Here is a 19,939-nt window from a genome sequence, read left to right as displayed (position 1 = left end):
CCTTCACGTCACTTACCAGAGGCCGCGTTCGATGGCGGCGTCGCGGATTTTGCGTAGGGAGGTGCGTAGTTGCACTTGCTCCTCAGCGGTGAGCGGATCAAAAACTACTTCGCGCACCATGGCGACGTGCCCCGGCGCCGCGGCCCTGACAACGTCCCAACCCTGCGGCGTGAGCGTAATCTCCTGCCCGCGTCCGTCGGCACTGGCAGCGCACCGCTCCAGGACTCCTTTTGATTCCATGCGGCGCAGCAGGTGTGAAACCCGCGACTTTTCCCACCCGAGGATCTTGGCAAGGTCTCCTGAGCGGACGCCATCGGCCGGAGCCTCTGAGACTGCGGCCAGCACAGCATATTCTCCGCCGGACATCTTGGCTTCTTGATGCAATTGCCGGTCAGTGGCGCGCGGCATACCGGAGTAGAACTCGCGCAGCTCCAACCAGGTGATTTGCTCCTCGGGGCTGAGCCAACGGGGCTCGGACATGACGTGTCTCACAATCTAAAAAAAGTAGTTGACACATCAATCTTCTCGCGCAATGATTGAAACATCAAGTTTTAGTTGACACGTCACCTACCCGCTTGTTGGGGGGCAGGGTACGGGTCTAAACCTCTCAAGGAGCATCTCACATGACCAAGATCGCCATCGTCACAGGTTCAACCCGTCCCGGCCGCAATAACTCAGGTGTTGCAGAGTGGGTTCTGGCCCAGGCCCAGTTGCGCGGCGACGCCGACTACGAACTCGTTGACATTGCCGATTTCAACCTGCCGGTTCTGGATGAGGCGTACCCCGCCGGCTACCAGAACTACCAGAACGACCACACCAAGGTCTGGTCGGCGAAGATGAACGACTTCGACGGCTACATCTTCATCACCGGCGAATACAACCACTCGGTCCAGCCGGCTCTGGCCAACGCCATTTCCTACTTGAACGTAGAGTTCAACAATAAGGCTGCCGGCATGGTTGGCTACGGTTCGGCCTACGGTGTCCGCGCCATGGAGCACCTGCGCGGTATCCTCTCCGAGCTGCAGGTTGCCCACGTTCAGAAGACCGGCATGTTCTCCCTGTTCACCGACTTCGAAAACTACTCCGTCTTCAAGCCGACTGAGCAGCAGGCGGCCTCGGTTGAGCCCATGTTCGATCAGCTCATTTCCTGGACCCACGCCATGAAGAGCGTGCGCGAAGACGCCCTGGCTGCTGTCTAAGGACTTCCGTCGCCGCCGTCGAACTGCTCTAAAAACACATCAAAAACGCTATCCCACCTATGGCTAGAAAGTCCGGAACGCTATCCCACTTGGGTGGGATAGCGTTCCGGAAAATCGCACCAAGGGTGAGATAGCGTCTGTTTTAACGGCCGGCGCGGCTTAGGGTTTGCCTCGCGTGCAGCAGAATGGGCCCGTCTACCATTTGACCCTTGAAGGCAAAAACTCCCGTACCGGCCGCGTCGGCAGCAGCCAATAGCTCCTGCGCGGCAGCAACCGAGGCCTCTGAGGGCCGGTACGCGGAACGAATCACGGCCACCTGCGACGGATGAATGCTCGCCTTGGCGCCGAACCCGCTCGCCACAGCATCTTCAGACTCTTGCGCCAAACCCTCAAGGTCGGCAAAGTCTGCGTAGATGGAATCGATGGCTACCTTGCCCGCCGCCCCGGCAGCCAATAAGAGCTGCGAGCGCGCCTGCAGCGCCACTGCCCGGTAGCCGCCAGCGTTCGGGCCGGACACGAAACGGCTAGAGGTTCCACCCAAGGACGCCACGAGGTCTTCGGCTCCCCACATGAGCCCCACTACATTGGGCAGTTTCGCTAACTCCGGTGCCGCCATGATCCCTGCTGCGGTTTCGCACAGCACCACCACGGCGTACTCGGACAGTGCGGCAATGGCGGTCGGATCGGAGGCTTTGGCCACCATGATGGTCCGGAAGGGGCTGCGCGCCAGCGCGGCGAGGTCCAAGGCGGAGTCGGCCGTGTCCAGAGCGTTGATGCGCACCATGGTGGTGGCCGGGTCTAAGGTAGCGGCGATCATATTCTCCCGGGCCGCCGCTTTGGCCTCAGGCGCGACGGCGTCTTCAAGGTCGATGATCACGGCGTCGGAGCGTTCGGCCGCCTTGGCAAAGCGTTCGGGGCGGTCGGCCGGAGCAAACAGCAGTGCCGGGCCCATGATGAATTCCTGGCTCACAGAAATAGTGAACTCCTTAGTGTTGAGCGCTTGATATTGTATTAGTCTTCATTGCTTGGCTTGAGCCAAAAGAGTGCTGTGCGGCTGGCTTTTCCAACCACGACGCCGGATTGGTTCCGTCCCGTATGTTCCATCACTACGATCCCCTGTCCTGGCCGGGATGCCGAAAGCCGCTTCTGCACCACCACGGTCTCGGTGTACAGGGTATCGCCATGAAACACCGGGTTGGGGAAGGAAATATCGGTCATACCCAGCTGGGCCACAATGGTGCCCTGGGTCAGCTGAGCTACGGACTGGCCCACCATGGTGGACAGTGTGAACATGGAGTTCATGAGCCGTTGCCCGAAGGGCTGCTCGGCACTCCACGCCGCATCCAGGTGGAGGGCCTGGGTGTTCATGGTCATGGTGGTGAACTGAACGTTATCCGCCTCCGTCATGGTGCGCCCGGGACGGTGCTGATACACCGTGCCGATCTGCAACTCGTCGAAGTACAGCCCTCGCTGCGTCACCACGTGGGGCTCCACCGCTTGATCCTTCGGGTAACCTGCGTGTCCCTCACTCATACGTTGTCCACATCATGCATCTCCACGTTCAACGGGGCTCCCGTGGCAGCCACAATTTGTTCAACTGTGACACCGGGAGCCAATTCCTTCAACACCAGTCCATCAGGGTTCACTTCAATGACCGCTAAATCGGTGACGATCAAATCGACGCACTTTTTACCGGTCAACGGCAAGGTGCATTCAGACACGATCTTGGGATTGCCATCCCTATCCGTGTGTTCCATCATGACGATGAGCTTCTTGGCACCGAAGACCAGATCCATGGCGCCGCCCATGCCCTTAACCATCTTGCCCGGGATCATCCAGTTCGCCAGATCCCCATTGGCGGCGACCTGCATGGCGCCCAGCACGGCGACATCCACGTGACCCCCGCGCACCATACCGAAGGAGAGCGCCGAATCGAAGAACGCTGCACCCTTATTGACGGTCACCGTTTCCTTGCCAGCGTTGATCAGATCAGGGTCGACGTCGGACTCGGCCGGGTAGGGACCTGTCCCCAAAATACCGTTCTCGGAATGGAGCACCACCTCCACCCCGGCAGGAATGAAGTTGGGGATCAGCGTGGGCATGCCAATCCCGAGATTCACGTACTGCCCGTTGTGTAGCTCCTGCGCCACCCGGGCCGCCAGTTCATTGCGCGAAAGTGCCATGATTACGCTCCCTGTGCGGTTGTTGAGACGTCCTGCTGCGTCGGTACGCTCACGGTGCGCTTCTCAATGCGCTTCTCACTTCCGGGGGTGCCGGCAGGAACGTGGACCACACGTTGAACAAAGATGCCGGGAACGTGGATGTGTTCAGGATCTAACTCCCCTGGTTCCACAAGTTCTTCTACCTCGGCGATGGTGATTTTCCCTGCCATGGCGCACAGCGGGTTGAAGTTCATGGCCGTAGCGTGGAAGATCAGGTTCCCGTGACGATCACCCTTCCACGCGTGGACCAGCGCAAAGTCCGGGGTGAGTGATTCCTCCAGCACAAACTCGTCCGTCCCAAAGGTGCGCACCTCCTTGGGCGGCGAGGCAATCGCAACTCCGCCGGCGCCGTCGTACTTACGCGGCAAGCCGCCCTCGGAGACCTGCGTGCCCACCCCGGCGGCCGTATAGAAGGCCGGGATACCAGCGCCGCCAGACCGCAACTTCTCCGCGAGCGTACCCTGTGGCGTCAACTCCACCTCAAGTTCGCCGGCCAGGAATTGACGGGCAAACTCCTTGTTCTCCCCCACGTAGGAGGAGATGGTGCGGCGGATCCGGCCGTCGGAGAGCAAAATGCCCAGGCCCCAATCGTCCACGCCGCAGTTGTTGGAGATGGTCTCAAGTTGTGAGGTGCCTGCGTCGTGTAGGGCTGCGATGAGCGCCACGGGGATGCCGCACAGGCCAAACCCTCCGACGGCGAGCGAGGCGCCATTGTGAATGTCATGGACGGCGGCGGCCGGGGATGCAACGACTTTGTTGATCATGGCGAGTGCCTTTCGGGTGGCTTAGAGGCCCAAATCGCGGGCGATGAGCATCAGCTGAACTTCTGTGGTGCCTTCGCCAACCTCCAGGATCTTTGAATCGCGGTAGTGGCGGGCCACGGAGAATTCGTTGATGAAGCCGTAGCCGCCGAATACTTGTGTGGCGTCGCGGGCGTTGTCCATGGCAGCCTCACTTGCCACCAGCTTAGCGATGGCAGCTTCGGTCTTGAAGGGCTTGCCAGCGAGCATGCGGGAGGCGGCGTCATAATAGGCCAGACGTGCAGTGTGTGCGCGGGTCTGCATACGGGCGATCTTGAAAGAGATGCCTTGGTAGTGACCAATATTGTGGCCGAAGGCGCTGCGTTCCTTGGCGTAACGGACGGCCTCATCCACACAGCCTTGCGCTGCTCCGGTTGCCAGGGCTGCGATGGCGATGCGGCCCTCATCCAGGATGGACAGAAAGTTTGCGTAGCCGCGGCCGCGCTCTCCCAACAGGTTCTCCTCGGGGACGCGGGCTCCGGCGAACGTCAACGGGTGGGTATCGGAAGCATTCCAACCCACTTTGTTGTAGGCCTTTTCCACCGTGAAGCCGGGGGTACCGTTAGGCACGATGATGGTGGAAATTTCTTTCTTCACCGAGCCATCTGCGCGTTCGGAGCTGCCGGTGACCGCGGTAACCGTGACGAACTTTGTGATGTCAGTGCCGGAGTTGGTGATGAACTGCTTGGCGCCATCAATGACCCATTCGCCGTTCTCGACCCGAGCCTTGGTGGCCGTACCGCCGGCGTCCGATCCGGCGTCGGGCTCGGTCAGACCAAAGCCTGCGAGCGCGGAGCCGGAGGTCAGCGACGGAAGCCAAGCCTCCTTTTGGGTCTGGGTGCCGAAACGGTGGATAGGCATGGCCCCGAGCGAGACCCCTGCTTCAAGGGTGATAGCCACCGATTGGTCCACCCGCCCCAACTGTTCCAGTGCAAGCGATAGCGCGAAGTAGTCCCCGCCCATGCCGCCGAACTCTTCAGGGAAGGGTAGTCCGAAGAGGCCCAGCTCCCCCATCTGCGCCGTGATTTCGTAAGGGAAGCTATGTTCCTCGTCGTGTTTGGCGGAGACCGGAGCCACCACGGTGTCAGCAAATTCGCGCACCATGTCGCTGAGAGCCTGGTACTCCTCGTTCAGTTCAAAATTTGGCACTGTCATTCCCCTTCAGGAGTATCTTCTTGGATGCTTGCAACAATTTGGTCAGCCTTGACCAGCCCGCCCACTGCGACAGCGATATGCACTATCCCGGCCATGGGGGCTGTGATTTGGTGTTCCATCTTCATGGCTTCCACCGCGAGCAGCACGGTGCCAGCTTCAACCCGCACGCCCGTGGCCACATTAACCACGGTGACGGTGCCCGGCATGGGACTGCGCAGCTGCGGATCGGCCGCGGCGTCTTCGCGCTCCAGCCCGGCGAGCATGCGCGCCGTGGCCGCGTCCCGATCGAGCTGTTGTAGGGGTGCACTCCAACCGCCGCTGCCCAAGAACACGGTGTCCCCGGCCATCGCAATGACATAGCCGTCCATGGTTGCGGGCACCTCTTGGGTCTCCCCCAGTCCACTGACACGTACGACGCCGGACTCATCAGTTCCGCTGCTCCCCCGGGTTCCGCTGACCGTCACCACCCCAGTGCGGCCTGGTGCGGCGAAGCTGCTGCGCCAAGTGCTGTGCTCACCCAGGCGCCACCCGTCGGCGCGAGCCCATGGGCGGGCCTGCGAAGGATCCGGGGTTTCCGTAGGCGGCGTAAAGGAGAGCGAGGCCGCCCGCGGCCGATTGCTCGGATAGTCCCCAGGCGCTCCCACTGCTCGCAAGCTCGCATCGGGTCCCTCGCGCCAGTGGGCCCAGCCGAGGGAATGCCGGTCCGAAGCAGACACGGCCAGCGCGGCTGCGGCGTATTCGTGGGCCGATACTGCGCGAAAGAGCATGTCCGGCAGTTTGCGTTCAATCATGTTCGTGTCCAGGCGCCCGGCCTGCACATCGGGATCAGCCACGAGGAGGCGCAGGTACTCGACGTTGGTGGGCACACCTAGGACCACATAGTCGGCGAGAGCCGCATCGAGGCGGTTCAGTGATTGGGCCCGGTCCGTTCCCCAGGCAATGACCTTAGCCAGCATGGGATCGTAGTTGGCAGAGATTTCCAGTCCCTGCAGAAGGCAGGAATCCACGCGAACGCCGTCGCGAGCCGCAATGGATTCATCCAGCAACACCACGGTTCCGGTGGCTGGCAGGAATCCCTCGGCGGGCTGCTCTGCATACACACGGGCCTCGACAGCGTGGCCTTCGAGGGTGACGTCATCTTGACCGAAGTCGAGTTTTTCCCCGGCGGCAATGCGGACCTGCCAGTCCACCAGGTCCAGGGATTCTCCACGGACACGGGCCACCATTTCGGTGACGGGGTGTTCCACCTGCAGGCGGGTGTTCATCTCCATGAAGAAGAACTCACCCGGGTTGTCATCCGAGACCAAAAATTCCACGGTCCCGGCACCGGTGTAGTTGACGCTGGCCGCAGCGGCACACGCTGCTGCTCCAAGGCGTGCACGGATGGCTGCACCGTCATCCAGAGAAGAGAGCAGGGGCGAGGGCGCCTCTTCAATCACTTTTTGGTGCCGGCGTTGCAGCGAACATTCGCGCTCACCCAGATGAACCACGTTGCCGAAGTTGTCCCCAAGGATCTGCACTTCAATGTGGCGCGGATTGGCTACGAGGCGTTCCAGGAATAACGTGTCATCGCCAAAGGAGGCTGCGGCCACGCGCCGGGCCGTGGCCAAAGTGGCGGCCAGCTCATCATCGTTGAAGACGCTGTGCATGCCTTTGCCCCCGCCCCCGGCCGAGGGCTTGATGAGGATGGGGTAGCCAATGTCCGGCGCAGCGGCCATCAGGTCCGCATCCGTGAGTCCGGGCGCGGAAATGCCAGGCACCACGGGGACCCCGGCCTCGGCCACATGGTTTTTGGAGCGGATCTTGTCTCCCATGACATTCAGGGCCTCAATATTGGGGCCAATGAACGTGATGCCCGCGTCGGCGAGCGCCTGGGCGAACTCAAGGTTTTCGGACAGGAAACCATAGCCGGGGTGGACAGCTTGGGCGCCAGTGCCACGGCAGGCAGCGAGCACGGCCGCAATACTCAGGTAACTCTTGGAAGCCGCTGCGGGACCGATGCACACGGCTTCGTCCGCTTCACGCACGTGACGAGCTCCGGCGTCGGCCGTTGAATATATGGCCACGGAACGGATGCCCAAATCACGCAGGGTGCGGATCACGCGGCAGGCAATCTCGCCGCGGTTGGCCACCAGGACGGTATCAAATAATGGTTTCACGTCAGGGGCTCACATTCTAAAGAGACCGAAGGCGGTCTCGGGCAGCGGGGTGCGGGCGCAGACGTCCAGGGCCAGGCCTAGGACGGTGCGGGTGTCGGCGGGGTCAATGATGCCGTCGTCCCAGAGGCGGGCGGTGGCGTAGTACGGGCTGCCCTGGTCCTCGAATTGGGACAGAATGGGCGCCTTGAATTCCGCCTCGGCTTCGGCAGACCACTCTTCACCGCGGCCCTCGAGCTGATCGCGCTTGACCGTGGCCAGCACGGAGGAGGCCTGATTTCCACCCATGACCGAGATCCGCGAGGCCGGCCAGGTCCACATGAAGCGGGGGCTGTAGGCGCGTCCGCACATGGAATAGTTGCCGGCGCCGAAGGAGCCACCCACAATGACCGTTAGTTTGGGCACGCGCGCTGTGGCGACGGCCGTGACCATCTTGGCGCCGTGCTTGGCGATGCCGCCGTGCTCGTAGTCTTTGCCCACCATGAAGCCGTTGAGGTTTTGCAGGAAAATCAGCGGAATGCCGCGCTGATCGCACAGTTCAATGAAGTGGGCACCCTTGAGCGCCGATTCACTGAACAGCACGCCATTGTTAGCGACGATGCCCACCGGGTGCCCATGCAGCGTGGCGAACCCGGTAACCAGCGTGGTGCCGTAATTCTTCTTGAACTCGTGGAACTTGCTGCCGTCCACAATCCGCGCGATGATCTCGCGGATGTCGTACGGCGTGTTCAGATCCGTGGGCACGGCCCCGTAAATTTCCTCAAGGTCGACGGCGGGAGCTTGGCTCTGTGCCACGGCCCAGGCAGGTGCGGGGTTGCGCGGCAGGGTGGAGACGATGTCGCGAATGATGGCCAGGGCGTGTTCGTCATTCTCTGCCAGATGGTCAACGACGCCGGAGATCCCGGCGTGCACGTCCCCTCCACCGAGTTCCTCGGCCGTGACGATTTCGCCGATGGCCGCCTTCACCAGCGGCGGGCCGCCCAGGAAGATGGTGCCTTGGTTGCGCACAATGACCGTCTCATCGCTCATGGCCGGCATATATGCGCCACCGGCCGTGCAGGAACCCATGACAGCGGCAATCTGCGGGATCTTCTTCGCCGACATTTGCGCCTGATTAAAGAAGATCCTGCCGAAGTGCTCCTTGTCCGGGAACACCTCATCTTGTTTGGGCAGGAACGCTCCGCCGGAATCCACCAAGTAAATGCACGGCAGCCTGTTTTCGAGGGCAATTTCCTGCGCTCGCAGATGCTTCTTCACCGTCAGCGGGTAGTAGGTGCCGCCCTTGACCGTGGCGTCATTGCACACGATCATGACGTGGCGGCCCTCCACCAGACCAATGCCGGCGATGACTCCGGCACCGGGGGACGCGCCGTCGTACATGCCGTGGGCGGCCAGCGGGGAGACCTCCAGGAACGGGCTCCCCTCATCCAACAGGTGCTCGATCCGGTCCCGGGGCAGCAACTTCCCGCGCGCCACGTGACGTTCGCGCGACTTTTCCGGCCCGCCGCGAGCGGTCACCCGCAACTGCTCGCGCAGCTCCGCCACCAAGGCACGCTGTTGAGCGTCGTTGCGAGCGAACGCCTCGTGCGCGGGCTCAATCTGGCTTTGCAAAGTCTCCATCGACCCTCATCTACTCCGTGAGCGTTACACTAAGTTAATAACCACTAACTGAGTTTCAGGTTAGTCTGAGAATTCTGTGATGTCCAGCACTGACATCCGGATACGAGGAGGACCCATGACGGCGCAACCAACCACTGCCCGCACGCAAGCCAAGGCCGAACGCCGCTCCGTCCTATTGAGATCCGCCGCCACTTTGTTCGCCCAGCGCGGCTTCAATGGCGTCTCGATCGAGGATCTAGGCGCCGCAGCCGGGGTCAGCGGCCCCGCCGTCTACCGTCACTTCCCAGGAAAGCAAGCCCTATTGGGGGCGTTGCTGGTGGGTGTGAGCGAAGATTTGCTGGCCGGTGGACGCGCTGTCCTAGCCCAGGAGTCTGACTGCGCCGCCGCCCTCCGCGGGCTGATCGCCTTCCACGTGAATTTCGCTCTGACCCAGCCAGAGGTGATCCGGGTTCAAGACCGGGATTTTGACAGCTTGGCCGACGCCGAACGTGCCCAAGTACGGAAATTGCAGCGCGCTTACGTTGAATTATGGGTGGGCGTTCTGGGCGAGCTTTACCCAGAGCGCCCAGTCGCCGTGCACCGGCTGCAGGCACACGCCGTGTTCGGCCTCATCAACTCCACCCCTCACAGCGTGCAAATGCATGGACGCGCCGATGCCAATGCCAGAGCGATCCTCGAAGCCATGGCGTGGGCAGGACTGGCCGGAACGTAACCCGTTTCCGCTTCACGCCCCTATCGACTTCCTGACTTCTTGTTTTCCTGAGAATGTTCGCCCCACCAGCAAAGGAGCATCCCGTGACCCGATCACTGACCTACCGACACCTCTTTGGCCCCGGCCCCAGCAACTGCTACCCGGAGGCTATCTCCGCACTGGGCCACCCGGTCCTTGGCCACCTTGATCCCTTGTTCATTGAGATCATGGACAGTACCTGTGGCAACCTGCGCCAGGTGTGGGGTACGGAAAATTCACGCACCCTGCCACTGAGTGGAACCGGCTCAGCTGGCATGGAAGCTGCGTTCGTTAACACCGTTCAGGCCGGGGACGTTGCGGTAGTTGCCGTCAATGGCCTCTTTGGCGTACGCATGTGCGAGGTGGCACACCGGGCCGGCGCCGAGGTGGTGCGCGTGGATCACGAGTGGGGTACCCCCATTGACCCCGAGCGTGTTGCCAGTGCGCATCCGAACCCGAAGGTCATTGCCGCCGTGCACGCTGAGACGTCCACGGGCGTACTCTCCGATATTGCCGCGCTGGGCAAGCTCAAGGGAGATGCGTTGCTCATTGTCGACGCCGTCACCTCCATTGGCGGGTTGGAACTGTTGGCAGATGACTGGGGAATCGACGTCGGCTATGCCGGCACGCAAAAGTGTTTGGGTGTGGCTCCGGGATTGGCACCCTTCACCATGTCTGATGCCGCGTTTGAGCGCCGGATCGTTGATCCGCAATCTTGGTACCTAGACATGGGTCTGTTGGGTGGATATGTCGGCGCCGCCAGTGGTAGCAAGCGCACCTATCATCACACAGCTCCTGTAACCATGATCGGCAGCCTCGAGGCTGGCCTTAACCGAATCCTGGATGAAGGTTTGGGCAACGTCCAAGCCCGGCATGCCAAGGCCGGCCGGGCACTGCAAGACGGACTGGAAGCGATGGGCCTTGAACTGTTCGTCGCAGAGGATTCCCGCTTGCCCAGCCTGACCACAGTCAAGGTGCCGGAAGGAGTCAATTCCGCAGCGGTGCGCGCCTACCTCCTGGAACACTTCAACTTGGAGATTGGCGCCGGCGTCGGCCCCTTTGCAGACACCGTGTGGCGGATCGGCATGATGGGCCCCAACGCCAACCCTGCCTCCGTCGTTCTGGTGCTGGGCGCGCTGGCCGAGGCCATCAAGCTGGCCTGATGTAGTTAGCTGGCAGCCACTTATTGACGCACCGGCTGGTGGCTTGTGCGTGGCCCGCAGGCGGAACCCTGAGAGGGACAGTATTTTAACCTTCTGCGGGTGGTGCCTTGATTCTTGGCAAAAAATGGTCTTAGAGTTCAACCGAAGATCGTGACCAACCATGCTAAATACCCAATGAACACGACCCCGGTCGCAAATGCGATTGTCATCCGGGGAGGCAAACCGTGTCGTCGCGCCATGGACCACGTACCCCATGCCGCGGCGGCCAACACGGCCAGACCCGAGACTAAGCCGATTATTGTTGCCCAGGTCTCCTCCCCGTCGTTCGAAGTTGGATCACCAACCGTGATCCCCAGTTTCCCACCCAACGCTTGGACACCGAAGCCCAAGAACAGTGCTGGAACTAGCAGCAGCACAGCAGCGCCGGCATAGATAAGCAACAGATAGACGATCCCCAGCAGCTTCTTGTCTCGACGTGTTGGGATATTGGTTTCAGACTCCATGATCTGAATCATTCCACGGACTTCGCCGCGGACCTCATCGGATGTGTTCATGCCAGATAAAGACCGCCAACACGGCATCGTTGGGCTGAAAACGCATGAAAAGGCTTGTCCTGAAGCCTCTTGGACTGTCCCTTAGTCGAACGCCAAGTGGGGTACCGGGGTGACCGACAAGCGGAAGCGTCGACGGGTGGTGGTCAGCGTTCGTAGACGTTGCTGCGATGGCCGAGTGTAATCACTGCTACAACGAGGACATCGTCCTCGACAGTGTAGACGATGCGATAGTCACCGATGCGAACTCTCAGGCCGGGTCGCCCTTGGAGAGCTTTGGCGCCTGGTGGCCGTGGATCCTCACCGAGGAGCGCGATCGCCCCGCGAATACGGTCGCGATCCTGATGGTCAACTCTTTTCAACGCGCGAACTGCAGCAGGACGCAACTCGACTTGGTAGGTCATACCCAGCCAAGATCGGCTTTCACCTGCGCCCAAGGGATATTGGGACCTTCCTCTGCCATCGCCTCGTCAAAGGCGGCGACATCTTCGGCTTCTTCCAGAGCTTCGAGCATCCGCTCGTAGTGCTCAGGACTGACAACCACAGCGGCGCGCTGACCACGGCGCTCGATGAACACCGCTTCGGTCTTCGCGCGATCGATGACGTCTGAAAAGTGGGTGCGTGCTTCTGCGACACTGACAATAGACATATTCAAATTGTACATTCCACATCGTGAAATGTACATGAGGAAAAGTCTCTCGAAAGAAAAACCATGCAGATGGCGACGCCCACTCAAGGAACGCGGAGCGGGCATATATAAAGAACTACGGGGCTCCAGGAATTTCCGCTCCAACTGAGGCGCCTACGTGCCATCTTGTAGTCTCAAGACATGAAGAATCGTCGCGCACTCGCTCTTGCCGGATTCGCAACTTTGTGCGCAGTAGCCTTGAGTGGGTGCTCCGTAGACTCCCTAATTTGGGGGAACGACGGTGCTCAAGTTATCCAAACTACCGAGAACCTCATCAAAGACCTCGCTTCTGGCGGAACATCTGATCTTCTCTGCGAAGACGCCGAAGCCGACCTCGGTACGGCAAAAGATTGGGAAGGCCGCTCCGCAGGTGAGCCGGAACGGTTCGTTGCCGACTACTGGGATGAACAAGTACCACTCGAACCGCAGTGGAACATCAATCTGGAGGGTCTTCCCGAGGGTTCGACTCCCGGTGACAAGCACCCCGGAGACGTCTTTTACCGCGAAACTGACGATGGTTTCTGCGTGATCGATGTCGCCTGGTCAACACTCATCGCCGTCGGCTGACACAGCCGAATTTTCCCGCTCACACCTGTGACTATTGAAGAAGAGTGGCGGTGCTCTAATTCCGCAGAATAGCGGCATCGCCGCCGAGGAGGGGAACGTCTAACGGGCGTAGGTGGCACAGAAATGGATCATTTAGTTGCTATGAGTTCGATTTCGAAGCCATCGGAGTTCACTAGGTAGGCAGCGTAGATTTCATGACCGCCAGCATGAGGGTACTTTTCTGCAAATAGCGGCCGCCAACCGTGGAGCTGGCTCTCAGCCATCAGGGCATCGACCTTTTGTTGACTTCCGGCATGAAATGCTAGGTGATTTAATCCCGACGCTGTTCGTTGATGCTCTCTACTCGTCAGTGGGTTACGTCCCGCTGAGTGCTGGTGATTCCTCGGCGACTATATAGGTGGTACCTCGCCGCCAACTAATTCCTTGATCCCAATTCTGGTCCGGTGAGTATCCCAAACTGGTCAGAATCCATCCACATTCTTCCCTGGCGCGTTCTAGGCTTGGCACCCACAGCTCGACATGGTGCAGGGAACCCTCTAGATCTTCGTCCACCTCCCAAGTCTCACACAGCCGACCGCTAGCGGAACGTCTTGAGGGGCGCTTGATACGCTGAGTTTCATGCTTAAACTTGTCGACCCGGCCATCTCTCTCCATCAATCATGGGTGGAAGCTAAGGGCGAGTGGCCAGATGGTCACCAGGACGGGTCAGGTATCCGTCCTGGTGACCGGTTCGAAACGGCTGAGGACTTCGAAGCGTGGATAAATCGCCTGACCATGCCAGCTGATCCTGCAATGCTGTTCGACGGGGTGCAAGTGACCGCGAACAGGTTTTGGATTGTGGAGCACGAAAACTATCTCGGAGCGATCGAGCTCCGGCACGTTCTAACGCCTCTCATGCTCGAAGCGGTCGGTCACATTGGCTACAACGTCCGACCAACAGCTCGCGGACGTGGTATCGCGACCTGGGCCCTCAAAGCTATCCTCCCTCACGCCCGCAGCGTTGGCCTGAAACGGGTTCTGCTCACCTGCGATGAACAGAACCTGCCATCAGCACGAACAATAGAGAAAAACGGCGGCGTCCTTGAAGACGTACGCAGTACGGAAATTGGCGTCAAGCGCAGGTATTGGATCGACCTGACAGGCTATTCCTGGGATCAAGCAGGCGAGGAATCAAACTGCGGCGAAAGCAATGAGGCGTAGCCACCTAACGCGGACTTGAACAAGAGCGGGGTATCCATTCAGGGAACCCTGACCGGGCACCTTGGCTGCCATCCAACAATGTAAAGTACAAGAAAGGCCAAGGCCTTTCCGGCTACGATCTGTTCAGCTGGTGCTAACGCCGATACGATCGCAGAATGAACGCTGAGACGGAGCATAAGGGAAGAATTCCTTGGGGCATCGCCCGATTTATAGCTGCGGCTCTGGGCGTTGGCATCGTGTTCCTTGTTATCGGATACGTTGTGGGTTTGCGGAACATGACCCCTCAATATGCTTGGATATTAGGCGGCGCGCTCATTTCTTTTGCAACGGCTCTCATTGTCCTGATGCAAAATTTCATAAGGCAGGCACGCGGTCTCACCGGTTCACTTCCCCGATCTTCTGGATGGATCGTCGGCGGGCTGATGGCCTTATCAGGAGCACTCGTGGTGTGGGGAACTTTCGTAGATCAGATCTCTACCTAAGCAGGATGGATTTCTGCCCAACCCAGATCGAGCCTGCCCGAAGGCGGAACGTTGAGCGGGACAAGGAGCTGTGCATTCTTCTTCGCATTGGCGGGGACGTACTTCGGCCCTAGGCGTTTCCTTGGCAACGTGGCTCTAGACGGCTGCGTAATCGCAGATTATGCTCGGGATAATTTATGAACTCTCAGCTACGTTTTGCGCGGATCCTTACCTATCGTGGGCCTTGGGAGTTAGCAGGGTTCCCACGTCGGATTGAGGAGTTGAGAACGCGGCTAAGTGAACCCGAGGCTAAAGCGCACAGATAATACTTGGTTCCCTGGCTTTGGCCAGGCGGCATTCGCGGCCGAGCATGGGGCATCTTTTGTTTGTCTGTAGCGTAGGCAATAAGGCCAAAAAGGGGACCTTGGGATGAAGTTTCACAGGCGGTTCAGGAGTTCCAACTGGAAAATATATGCAGGGCTCGTTGCTTGGCTGCTGTTTTTGACTCTTTACCGGCTGCTACTTCCGCAACTGGTGGCACTTGGTGGATACCTGTTGGCCAATTCAGTACTGGGGGCAGGCTATGTAGTCCTGTGCATTGTTGGACTACGTTTCACTCGTCGGCTTTACCAGAAGACGGAACTTGCACAGGATCCCGAACCACTCATGCAATCTTGGGAGTACGAATCCACGGCTAAAACCGGGCTTGTCATTTTGTGGGTCGTCGCTCTCGTATCTTGGGTCATGGGAGTAGGACTTTGGTGGACAGGCAATTTTTCATACCTTGCTACTTTCCCCATCATTGGGACCTTCATGATCGTTGGGGGCTATATGAACCTTCGACACGCCAAGCTGCTCCAGGTACGAATCAATAGTAAGTAGTTGACGAAACCAACCAATTTTCGGCCTCTACCCAGGCTCTTCAGCCGACGGGCGGCAGTACATCAACGGCGACTCTTGCAGTATCAAGACCTATGGGGTTTGAGGCACCTGGCTTATGAGAGACTCCAGGGTCGTCTCTGCTCCATCCGTGCTGTCCCTTCAGGAGCCGCCTGCACAAATTTCAGTACTCGTGTGCTCAGCTTTCTTATGCCCGTAGGTGGAACCTTCATCGGGACGGCCGATGCTTTGGCTATGCCCTGTCGGCTAGCTCTTTCATCCGCAGACGCTGCTCTTCCCACTGATTGGGCGTGAGATCTGGAATGTTAGGCGCGGATGGGCGCAAACCGATGAAGCCGTCTAACTGCTCGCGCACGATATCCAAGTGTCCGGCATGACGGTGAGACTCGGCGATCATGTGCACCAGGAGACGTTCTACCGTAGTGTGCCGATGCTTTATCCACCACGGCACCACGGCCGGGGAATCCAGTTCCATTTCGTCGAGTACTGCATCGGCTGCGGCGGTTGTCTCCCGATAGATCTCAACCGCATCGTCCAGCGTCATATTAGGCGGAGGGAGGAAGTCTGCCTGAGCGTCCTCTGCCGCGATGATGCCCCGGATAACGGGGTTCTCAATTTCCCGTCCAAGACATGCAATGAAATATTCGGATTCAGTGACGGCCAGATGGAGAAGTAGGCCCATGACATGGGTGCCGGTTGGAGTCAGGGGAGTACGCGCTTGGGTATCACTCAAGCCCTCACATTTCCACAAGATTGCTTCGCGGGCATCGTTCAGATATTCACGAAGCTGTGGCCCGCTGGCGTTTTTATCAATTGACATGAACTGAGTCTAATATTGCTGTCATTCTCAGTACCCGTCTGCACAGCCCCCGCCTGTCCGGAGTGTAGCCTGCTGCGGGACAGTGCTGCATACGGGGTCTCTTCGAAGGCTGTCACTTCATTGGGCTTCACGTCTGTCCAGACAAGGGTCAGGCAACAAGGCCATCTTGGAGAACTAGTTTTTGCAGTTTATCTAGAGCCAAAGGTTCAGCGGCGATTTCCACGGTGCCATGGGGCAGGGCCAGTGTCTGAACCATCAGACCCGGAGGCAGGTGACCCTCCTTGCCTCCAGAGACGCGCTCAGGAGGGCCGGGGGCGCTGACGACTTCCAAGGTTGTGGGCCTACCCAGGGAGACATCGGAGCCGGACATGACCTCTTGGAACAGGATTCGATGTGGGCTACATGTCGCAGTTCCGCCGGCCCATATGTCCTGTAACGATCCCGGTCGGGAACCCGGATACCTTAGATAGACGAAGAGGCCCCGCTTTTCCAGTTCGTTCTTCCGCTTCTTGGCTTCCCTCGTGTACAGGTAATACAGTCCGCCCCACCATATGAGATTGAACAGAGTTGAGAACAGCCCAAAGGACCAAGGGTTTCCGCTGGCCCTGTAGGCGAGGAGTGACACCAAAGCCATCAGTACTATTGCCAGCGGAGTGACGGCCATCCTGTGCCGCCAGAGCCATTCCCTCATGTCTCGACCAAACTTTCCGTGGAGGATAGCCAATCTCCTGACCCATTTCTGACACTCGGTGTTTCCAGAACCGCACCAGTATAAGGCTGTGATTCAGTTCAGTTTAGCTTTGTTCGCTTGTTCATGGGTGGACGTCCTGCGCGCCCGTCCCAAGGTGAGAATCGGAGCTATGTGGCTGCCTCTCGCCCCTCTGGGATTAGTCAAAATCTCCAAACGTGACGTCCAGTGGGACAGCCGAGGGTTACAGTCAGGCATGACGCATGTTCCAAAGAAACGCACCATTGCAATATTGAGTTTCGTCGCTCTTGGGTTCATGGTGACCAGCCTTGCGCTAAAGGTATTTCTTAACGGCGTAGAGCCTTGGTCATGGATGGCGGCTGGTTTTCAAGGTCTGGCGGTCGTTATCGGTGTCTTACTGCTAGTACGAGTTGTTCGCGGCCAGCGCGACGATTACTGGCGAGAACGAGGCAAAGGCACCAATGGTCCATGACAAGTCCGATGCGTGTTCATTCCATATCGGGAACCCTGAGCGGACAATTTTGGCGGATAGATTTTGGCCGTCGCCATATCGATTCTTTTTGGCCTGAATCTGCCAAGAGCATGGTCCGGCGGTAAATCTGCTTGTCGATAATCAGTGCGAGACGTCAGTCGTGCGCCCCACTTGCCATTCGACTACTGGCGGAGGCTCGGCGATGAACGGGGTACCGTCCGGGAGTACGCCCGATTTAGCCGGAGCCGAGGAAACCTTGGCCGGATCCGTCAAAAACACATGGACGATCCCATCTCTGTCAAGACCACCGCCTTGGGGTGCTGAGCCGAAGTAAGGCGTCCACTTTTCGGGGTTCGTCGAGATCTGTCGAACGAGCGACGAGCGTTGCCTATCGCTCCAATTCACAGGTTTCCACACCAACTTGAGCTGCGAAGGGACGAGTGCGTCGACTCGACTGACGGCTGCCAGGAAGGCTGCCTCCTGGGCAGGGTCTGCGCCGGTGTAGTAGTCCTGCGTCGCAGTCCCCGACTTTTCGTCCCAGGCGCCCTGTCCCACAATGTCGGGGAACGAATTGATGAGCCCACCCATGGGCTGACTCATAGTCTCCTGCCAGAGTCTTTGGTTCGGAGGTACCGTTGCCGCGTCGACGAGGCCGGGCGTGTGGTTGACCAGGTACGTTTTCGCGTCGATCGGCGCCGGTGAGGGCACAGGATTCGTCGCGCCCACCGCCAGGGGTGAGCCGGCAAGAATCACGGCGAGTAAAGATGCTCCTGCGAAAACCGTTCTGGAAACTTTGCGCGGGATGTACATGGGCGTACCTTTCATTGAGATGTCCTCAGCTTAACCGGGCATGTTCGGCCTGACTAATGTCTTCGAGTTGACGCGTAGTAGCCCTGGACGACCCAGTATTCCTATTACTGTCCCCGGAATGGCATGTAGCCTGGTGGGTTGCTTTGCGGAGTGGACGGATTGATAGCCGGCGCCTGGAAAATTGTGGGGTCGGTAGGCCTCAAATATTGCGACGTCGTTCCGAAGGACGTATCCCGTATAGACATTGCCAATGTCCCGCAAGACGGTCGCTCGCCCGGGCGAGTGCAGTCGATGTCGGAAAGTTTCGAATCGTGTCATTTTCAGAAGTCGTCTGCACACGTCCCGGTGGAGGACCGGCTTGCGGGACTTTGTTGGCTTCCATGCGGGCGACCCCTTACGGCCCATCCCTGCCCTAGGTCTGACTTGCGCGCCACTCTTGTTTTCCCTCCAAAACGTGGGTAGACATAGCCCATCACTTCACTTCGTTTGAGGGATAACGATGTCTATGAAACTCTGCGTAAGTCCCTGCCCGTCAGCGCCACTTAACAGCGGCCCAACCATCGAATTCACGGAACAATACGGGTCTACATCGGAGCCAGATTATGCCGTACCAGAGGCATGGTCGCCGGGACCGCAGCAGTGGCGTTTATCCCGCCAATTAACCGACTAGCTTCCAGGAGATTCAAATTGTCTACAGCCATAATATTGGGCGGGATCGTCGGCGTTCTATGCGCCCTCATCGCAATGTTCGTGTTGAAGCGACGCAGAAATAAGTGAATGATCTGCCAATCATGCTGACGCAGCGATCGCCACCTGGACATAGGATTTCACCCCCCCCGACCAATGGGGCTGAGATGAAAGTGAATCTACGTCTGCCCGGTCAAGGAAATCCTTGAGCACCACGTCCACCCTAAGCTCAGCTCAAAAAGTCAGGGTCCCAAACCTAACGGAAGGACTTGGTGCGAACTTTCCTCGACTTCATTGGGATTACCCGACAGAACGGAGAACCATCATGGTTCACGCGCCTCACGCGCCTCACGCGCCTCATGCGCTGGTCGCGGCACGGGCACCGCGCCCGTTCGAGGTTCCGCTTACGGGCAGTCCCGGATGGGTAATCGACAACAACGGCGTGGTTTAGTGTATTCATGCCGACGAATATCGAAATCAAAGCCCGCGTTACCAGCGTTGAGGCGTTGCTTCCAGTGGTCGCGTCTTTGGCAGATGCAAGGCCGGAGCATGTTGCCCAGGACGATACCTTTTTCGTTTGCCCCAACGGCCGGCTCAAGCTCCGAGTCCTTGACGATGAATACGGCGTGCTGATCTTCTATCGCAGGGCAGATCAGCTCGGCCCGAAATCATCCTTCTACATCCATTCGGAAACTGCTGACCCCGAGGGATTGCGCTCAGTCTTGGCCCTTGCCTACGGCGAGGCCGGGCAGGTTCGGAAGCATCGCATGGTGTTTAAGATCGGTCAGGCCAGGGTGCACCTCGACCGCGTTGAGGGACTTGGAGAGTTCCTGGAACTAGAAGTGGCCGTGGGGGACAAAATGGGGCCCGAGGCAGCAATTTCGGAAGCACACCGCCTCGTTGCCGCATTCGGAATTGAGGAAAGCGCGCTCGTGACCGGTGCATACATCGACCTGCTCAAAGCAGAGACCGACCAAGCCTCATAAGAGGCTCCTGAGAGAAGCCCACGATCTAGAGACTTTCATCCCA

22 protein-coding genes are annotated in these 19,939 nt (G+C 59.1%); 8 read left to right on the top strand and 14 right to left on the bottom strand.

From position 1 onward, the window contains the following. Window positions 1–12: 12 nt before the first annotated feature. Window positions 13–480, bottom strand: coding sequence for a MarR family winged helix-turn-helix transcriptional regulator (locus ACX80D_RS03925; RefSeq protein WP_459321316.1), 468 nt, complete (start codon window positions 478–480; stop codon window positions 13–15). Between the two features lie 143 nt (window positions 481–623). Here ACX80D_RS03925 and ACX80D_RS03920 point away from each other — a divergent pair, with 143 nt between their 5' ends. Next, entirely contained in the window at window positions 624–1,199 is a 576-nt protein-coding gene (locus ACX80D_RS03920) for an NADPH-dependent FMN reductase (RefSeq protein ID WP_459321315.1), read from the top strand. A 142-nt stretch (window positions 1,200–1,341) separates the two neighbouring features. Here the strand turns inward: ACX80D_RS03920 and ACX80D_RS03915 are convergent, their stop codons facing one another. From ACX80D_RS03915 to ACX80D_RS03885, 7 genes are read right to left on the bottom strand one after another with little or no spacing between them, the layout of a single operon-like run. After that, entirely contained in the window at window positions 1,342–2,151 is an 810-nt protein-coding gene (locus ACX80D_RS03915) for an HpcH/HpaI aldolase/citrate lyase family protein (RefSeq protein ID WP_459321346.1), read from the bottom strand. Window positions 2,152–2,210: 59 nt separating this feature from the next. Beyond that, on the bottom strand, window positions 2,211–2,732 hold the full coding sequence (locus ACX80D_RS03910) for a MaoC family dehydratase (RefSeq protein WP_459321314.1): 522 nt from the start codon (window positions 2,730–2,732) through the stop codon (window positions 2,211–2,213). Then, window positions 2,729–3,382 carry a CoA transferase subunit B gene (locus ACX80D_RS03905; RefSeq protein ID WP_459321313.1) on the bottom strand — a complete coding sequence of 218 codons (654 nt, stop codon included), beginning with the start codon at window positions 3,380–3,382 and terminating at the stop codon, window positions 2,729–2,731. Before ACX80D_RS03905 ends, ACX80D_RS03910 begins: the two co-directional genes overlap by 4 nt. Before the next feature lie 2 nt (window positions 3,383–3,384). Further along, window positions 3,385–4,185, bottom strand: coding sequence for a CoA transferase subunit A (locus ACX80D_RS03900; protein WP_459321312.1), 801 nt, complete (start codon window positions 4,183–4,185; stop codon window positions 3,385–3,387). A 21-nt stretch (window positions 4,186–4,206) separates the two neighbouring features. After that, on the bottom strand, window positions 4,207–5,370 hold the full coding sequence (locus tag ACX80D_RS03895) for an acyl-CoA dehydrogenase family protein (protein WP_459321311.1): 1,164 nt from the start codon (window positions 5,368–5,370) through the stop codon (window positions 4,207–4,209). A gap of 2 nt (window positions 5,371–5,372) precedes the next feature. Then, on the bottom strand, window positions 5,373–7,535 hold the full coding sequence (locus tag ACX80D_RS03890) for an acetyl/propionyl/methylcrotonyl-CoA carboxylase subunit alpha (RefSeq protein WP_459321310.1): 2,163 nt from the start codon (window positions 7,533–7,535) through the stop codon (window positions 5,373–5,375). Window positions 7,536–7,544: 9 nt separating this feature from the next. After that, the gene (locus ACX80D_RS03885; protein ID WP_459321309.1) at window positions 7,545–9,152 is read right to left on the bottom strand and encodes a carboxyl transferase domain-containing protein; all 1,608 of its coding nucleotides are present in this window, start codon (window positions 9,150–9,152) and stop codon (window positions 7,545–7,547) included. A 115-nt stretch (window positions 9,153–9,267) separates the two neighbouring features. On the opposite strand from ACX80D_RS03885, the gene ACX80D_RS03880 reads away from it, so the two are divergent. After that, complete coding sequence (locus tag ACX80D_RS03880; RefSeq protein WP_459321308.1) at window positions 9,268–9,864, top strand: SACE_7040 family transcriptional regulator; 597 nt, start codon at window positions 9,268–9,270, stop codon at window positions 9,862–9,864. A gap of 53 nt (window positions 9,865–9,917) precedes the next feature. Further along, a complete protein-coding gene (locus ACX80D_RS03875) occupies window positions 9,918–11,045 on the top strand; it encodes a pyridoxal-phosphate-dependent aminotransferase family protein (protein WP_459321307.1) in 1,128 nt (375 codons plus the stop codon). 137 nt (window positions 11,046–11,182) lie between these two features. Here ACX80D_RS03875 and ACX80D_RS03870 read toward each other — a convergent pair whose 3' ends face one another. From ACX80D_RS03870 to ACX80D_RS03860, 3 genes are all read right to left on the bottom strand, one after another. Beyond that, the gene (locus tag ACX80D_RS03870; protein ID WP_459321306.1) at window positions 11,183–11,599 is read right to left on the bottom strand and encodes a hypothetical protein; all 417 of its coding nucleotides are present in this window, start codon (window positions 11,597–11,599) and stop codon (window positions 11,183–11,185) included. A 143-nt stretch (window positions 11,600–11,742) separates the two neighbouring features. Next, entirely contained in the window at window positions 11,743–12,000 is a 258-nt protein-coding gene (locus ACX80D_RS03865; RefSeq protein ID WP_459321305.1) for a type II toxin-antitoxin system RelE family toxin, read from the bottom strand. Further along, window positions 11,997–12,245, bottom strand: a complete 249-nt coding sequence (locus ACX80D_RS03860) for a type II toxin-antitoxin system Phd/YefM family antitoxin (RefSeq protein ID WP_459321304.1) — start codon at window positions 12,243–12,245, stop codon at window positions 11,997–11,999. The genes ACX80D_RS03865 and ACX80D_RS03860 overlap by 4 nt, the downstream gene beginning before the upstream one ends. A 180-nt stretch (window positions 12,246–12,425) precedes the next feature. Here ACX80D_RS03860 and ACX80D_RS03855 point away from each other — a divergent pair, with 180 nt between their 5' ends. The 3 genes from ACX80D_RS03855 (at window position 12,426) to ACX80D_RS03845 (ending at window position 14,533) form a co-directional block, all read left to right on the top strand. Then, the gene (locus ACX80D_RS03855) at window positions 12,426–12,851 is read left to right on the top strand and encodes a hypothetical protein (RefSeq protein WP_459321303.1); all 426 of its coding nucleotides are present in this window, start codon (window positions 12,426–12,428) and stop codon (window positions 12,849–12,851) included. A 618-nt stretch (window positions 12,852–13,469) separates the two neighbouring features. Beyond that, a complete protein-coding gene (locus ACX80D_RS03850) occupies window positions 13,470–14,051 on the top strand; it encodes a GNAT family N-acetyltransferase (protein ID WP_459321302.1) in 582 nt (193 codons plus the stop codon). A gap of 155 nt (window positions 14,052–14,206) precedes the next feature. Further along, window positions 14,207–14,533, top strand: a complete 327-nt coding sequence (locus ACX80D_RS03845) for a hypothetical protein (RefSeq protein WP_459321301.1) — start codon at window positions 14,207–14,209, stop codon at window positions 14,531–14,533. Between the two features lie 1,111 nt (window positions 14,534–15,644). Here ACX80D_RS03845 and ACX80D_RS03840 read toward each other — a convergent pair. Together ACX80D_RS03840 and ACX80D_RS03835 are read right to left on the bottom strand one after the other, a co-directional pair. Beyond that, entirely contained in the window at window positions 15,645–16,232 is a 588-nt protein-coding gene (locus ACX80D_RS03840; protein ID WP_459321300.1) for a DinB family protein, read from the bottom strand. Between the two features lie 148 nt (window positions 16,233–16,380). Beyond that, window positions 16,381–16,923, bottom strand: coding sequence for a hypothetical protein (locus tag ACX80D_RS03835; RefSeq protein ID WP_459321299.1), 543 nt, complete (start codon window positions 16,921–16,923; stop codon window positions 16,381–16,383). A gap of 253 nt (window positions 16,924–17,176) precedes the next feature. Here ACX80D_RS03835 and ACX80D_RS03830 point away from each other — a divergent pair, with 253 nt between their 5' ends. Further along, window positions 17,177–17,413 (top strand): hypothetical protein, encoded by a 237-nt coding sequence (locus ACX80D_RS03830; protein ID WP_459321298.1) that lies wholly within the window; start codon window positions 17,177–17,179, stop codon window positions 17,411–17,413. 141 nt (window positions 17,414–17,554) lie between these two features. Here ACX80D_RS03830 and ACX80D_RS03825 read toward each other — a convergent pair whose 3' ends face one another. Continuing rightward, window positions 17,555–18,238 carry a hypothetical protein gene (locus ACX80D_RS03825; RefSeq protein ID WP_459321297.1) on the bottom strand — a complete coding sequence of 228 codons (684 nt, stop codon included), beginning with the start codon at window positions 18,236–18,238 and terminating at the stop codon, window positions 17,555–17,557. A gap of 1,130 nt (window positions 18,239–19,368) precedes the next feature. On the opposite strand from ACX80D_RS03825, the gene ACX80D_RS03820 reads away from it, so the two are divergent. Next, the gene (locus ACX80D_RS03820; RefSeq protein WP_459321296.1) at window positions 19,369–19,896 is read left to right on the top strand and encodes a class IV adenylate cyclase; all 528 of its coding nucleotides are present in this window, start codon (window positions 19,369–19,371) and stop codon (window positions 19,894–19,896) included. Window positions 19,897–19,939: the final 43 nt, after the last annotated feature.

It is taken from the genome of Arthrobacter sp. Sr24, assembly GCF_054511175.1.
Note: the sequence above shows the minus strand (reverse complement) of the source record. Positions and strands in the feature narration are given on the sequence as shown.

What these genes read in the sequence shown, in the direction of transcription:
- ACX80D_RS03850 (WP_459321302.1), top strand. Translation starts at nt 13,470, where the DNA reads ATGCTTAAACTTGTCGACCCGGCCATCTCTCTCCATCAATCATGGGTG.
- ACX80D_RS03845 (WP_459321301.1), top strand. Translation starts at nt 14,207, where the DNA reads ATGAACGCTGAGACGGAGCATAAGGGAAGAATTCCTTGGGGCATCGCC.
- ACX80D_RS03870 (WP_459321306.1), bottom strand. Translation starts at nt 11,599, where the DNA reads ATGAACACATCCGATGAGGTCCGCGGCGAAGTCCGTGGAATGATTCAG.
- ACX80D_RS03880 (WP_459321308.1), top strand. Translation starts at nt 9,268, where the DNA reads ATGACGGCGCAACCAACCACTGCCCGCACGCAAGCCAAGGCCGAACGC.
- ACX80D_RS03830 (WP_459321298.1), top strand. Translation starts at nt 17,177, where the DNA reads ATGACGCATGTTCCAAAGAAACGCACCATTGCAATATTGAGTTTCGTC.
- ACX80D_RS03900 (WP_459321312.1), bottom strand. Translation starts at nt 4,185, where the DNA reads ATGATCAACAAAGTCGTTGCATCCCCGGCCGCCGCCGTCCATGACATT.
- ACX80D_RS03835 (WP_459321299.1), bottom strand. Translation starts at nt 16,923, where the DNA reads ATGAGGGAATGGCTCTGGCGGCACAGGATGGCCGTCACTCCGCTGGCA.
- ACX80D_RS03875 (WP_459321307.1), top strand. Translation starts at nt 9,918, where the DNA reads ATGTTCGCCCCACCAGCAAAGGAGCATCCCGTGACCCGATCACTGACC.
- ACX80D_RS03915 (WP_459321346.1), bottom strand. Translation starts at nt 2,151, where the DNA reads ATGGGCCCGGCACTGCTGTTTGCTCCGGCCGACCGCCCCGAACGCTTT.
- ACX80D_RS03905 (WP_459321313.1), bottom strand. Translation starts at nt 3,382, where the DNA reads ATGGCACTTTCGCGCAATGAACTGGCGGCCCGGGTGGCGCAGGAGCTA.
- ACX80D_RS03840 (WP_459321300.1), bottom strand. Translation starts at nt 16,232, where the DNA reads ATGTCAATTGATAAAAACGCCAGCGGGCCACAGCTTCGTGAATATCTG.
- ACX80D_RS03925 (WP_459321316.1), bottom strand. Translation starts at nt 480, where the DNA reads ATGTCCGAGCCCCGTTGGCTCAGCCCCGAGGAGCAAATCACCTGGTTG.
- ACX80D_RS03820 (WP_459321296.1), top strand. Translation starts at nt 19,369, where the DNA reads ATGCCGACGAATATCGAAATCAAAGCCCGCGTTACCAGCGTTGAGGCG.
- ACX80D_RS03920 (WP_459321315.1), top strand. Translation starts at nt 624, where the DNA reads ATGACCAAGATCGCCATCGTCACAGGTTCAACCCGTCCCGGCCGCAAT.
- ACX80D_RS03885 (WP_459321309.1), bottom strand. Translation starts at nt 9,152, where the DNA reads ATGGAGACTTTGCAAAGCCAGATTGAGCCCGCGCACGAGGCGTTCGCT.
- ACX80D_RS03910 (WP_459321314.1), bottom strand. Translation starts at nt 2,732, where the DNA reads ATGAGTGAGGGACACGCAGGTTACCCGAAGGATCAAGCGGTGGAGCCC.
- ACX80D_RS03855 (WP_459321303.1), top strand. Translation starts at nt 12,426, where the DNA reads ATGAAGAATCGTCGCGCACTCGCTCTTGCCGGATTCGCAACTTTGTGC.
- ACX80D_RS03860 (WP_459321304.1), bottom strand. Translation starts at nt 12,245, where the DNA reads ATGTCTATTGTCAGTGTCGCAGAAGCACGCACCCACTTTTCAGACGTC.
- ACX80D_RS03865 (WP_459321305.1), bottom strand. Translation starts at nt 12,000, where the DNA reads ATGACCTACCAAGTCGAGTTGCGTCCTGCTGCAGTTCGCGCGTTGAAA.
- ACX80D_RS03825 (WP_459321297.1), bottom strand. Translation starts at nt 18,238, where the DNA reads ATGAAAGGTACGCCCATGTACATCCCGCGCAAAGTTTCCAGAACGGTT.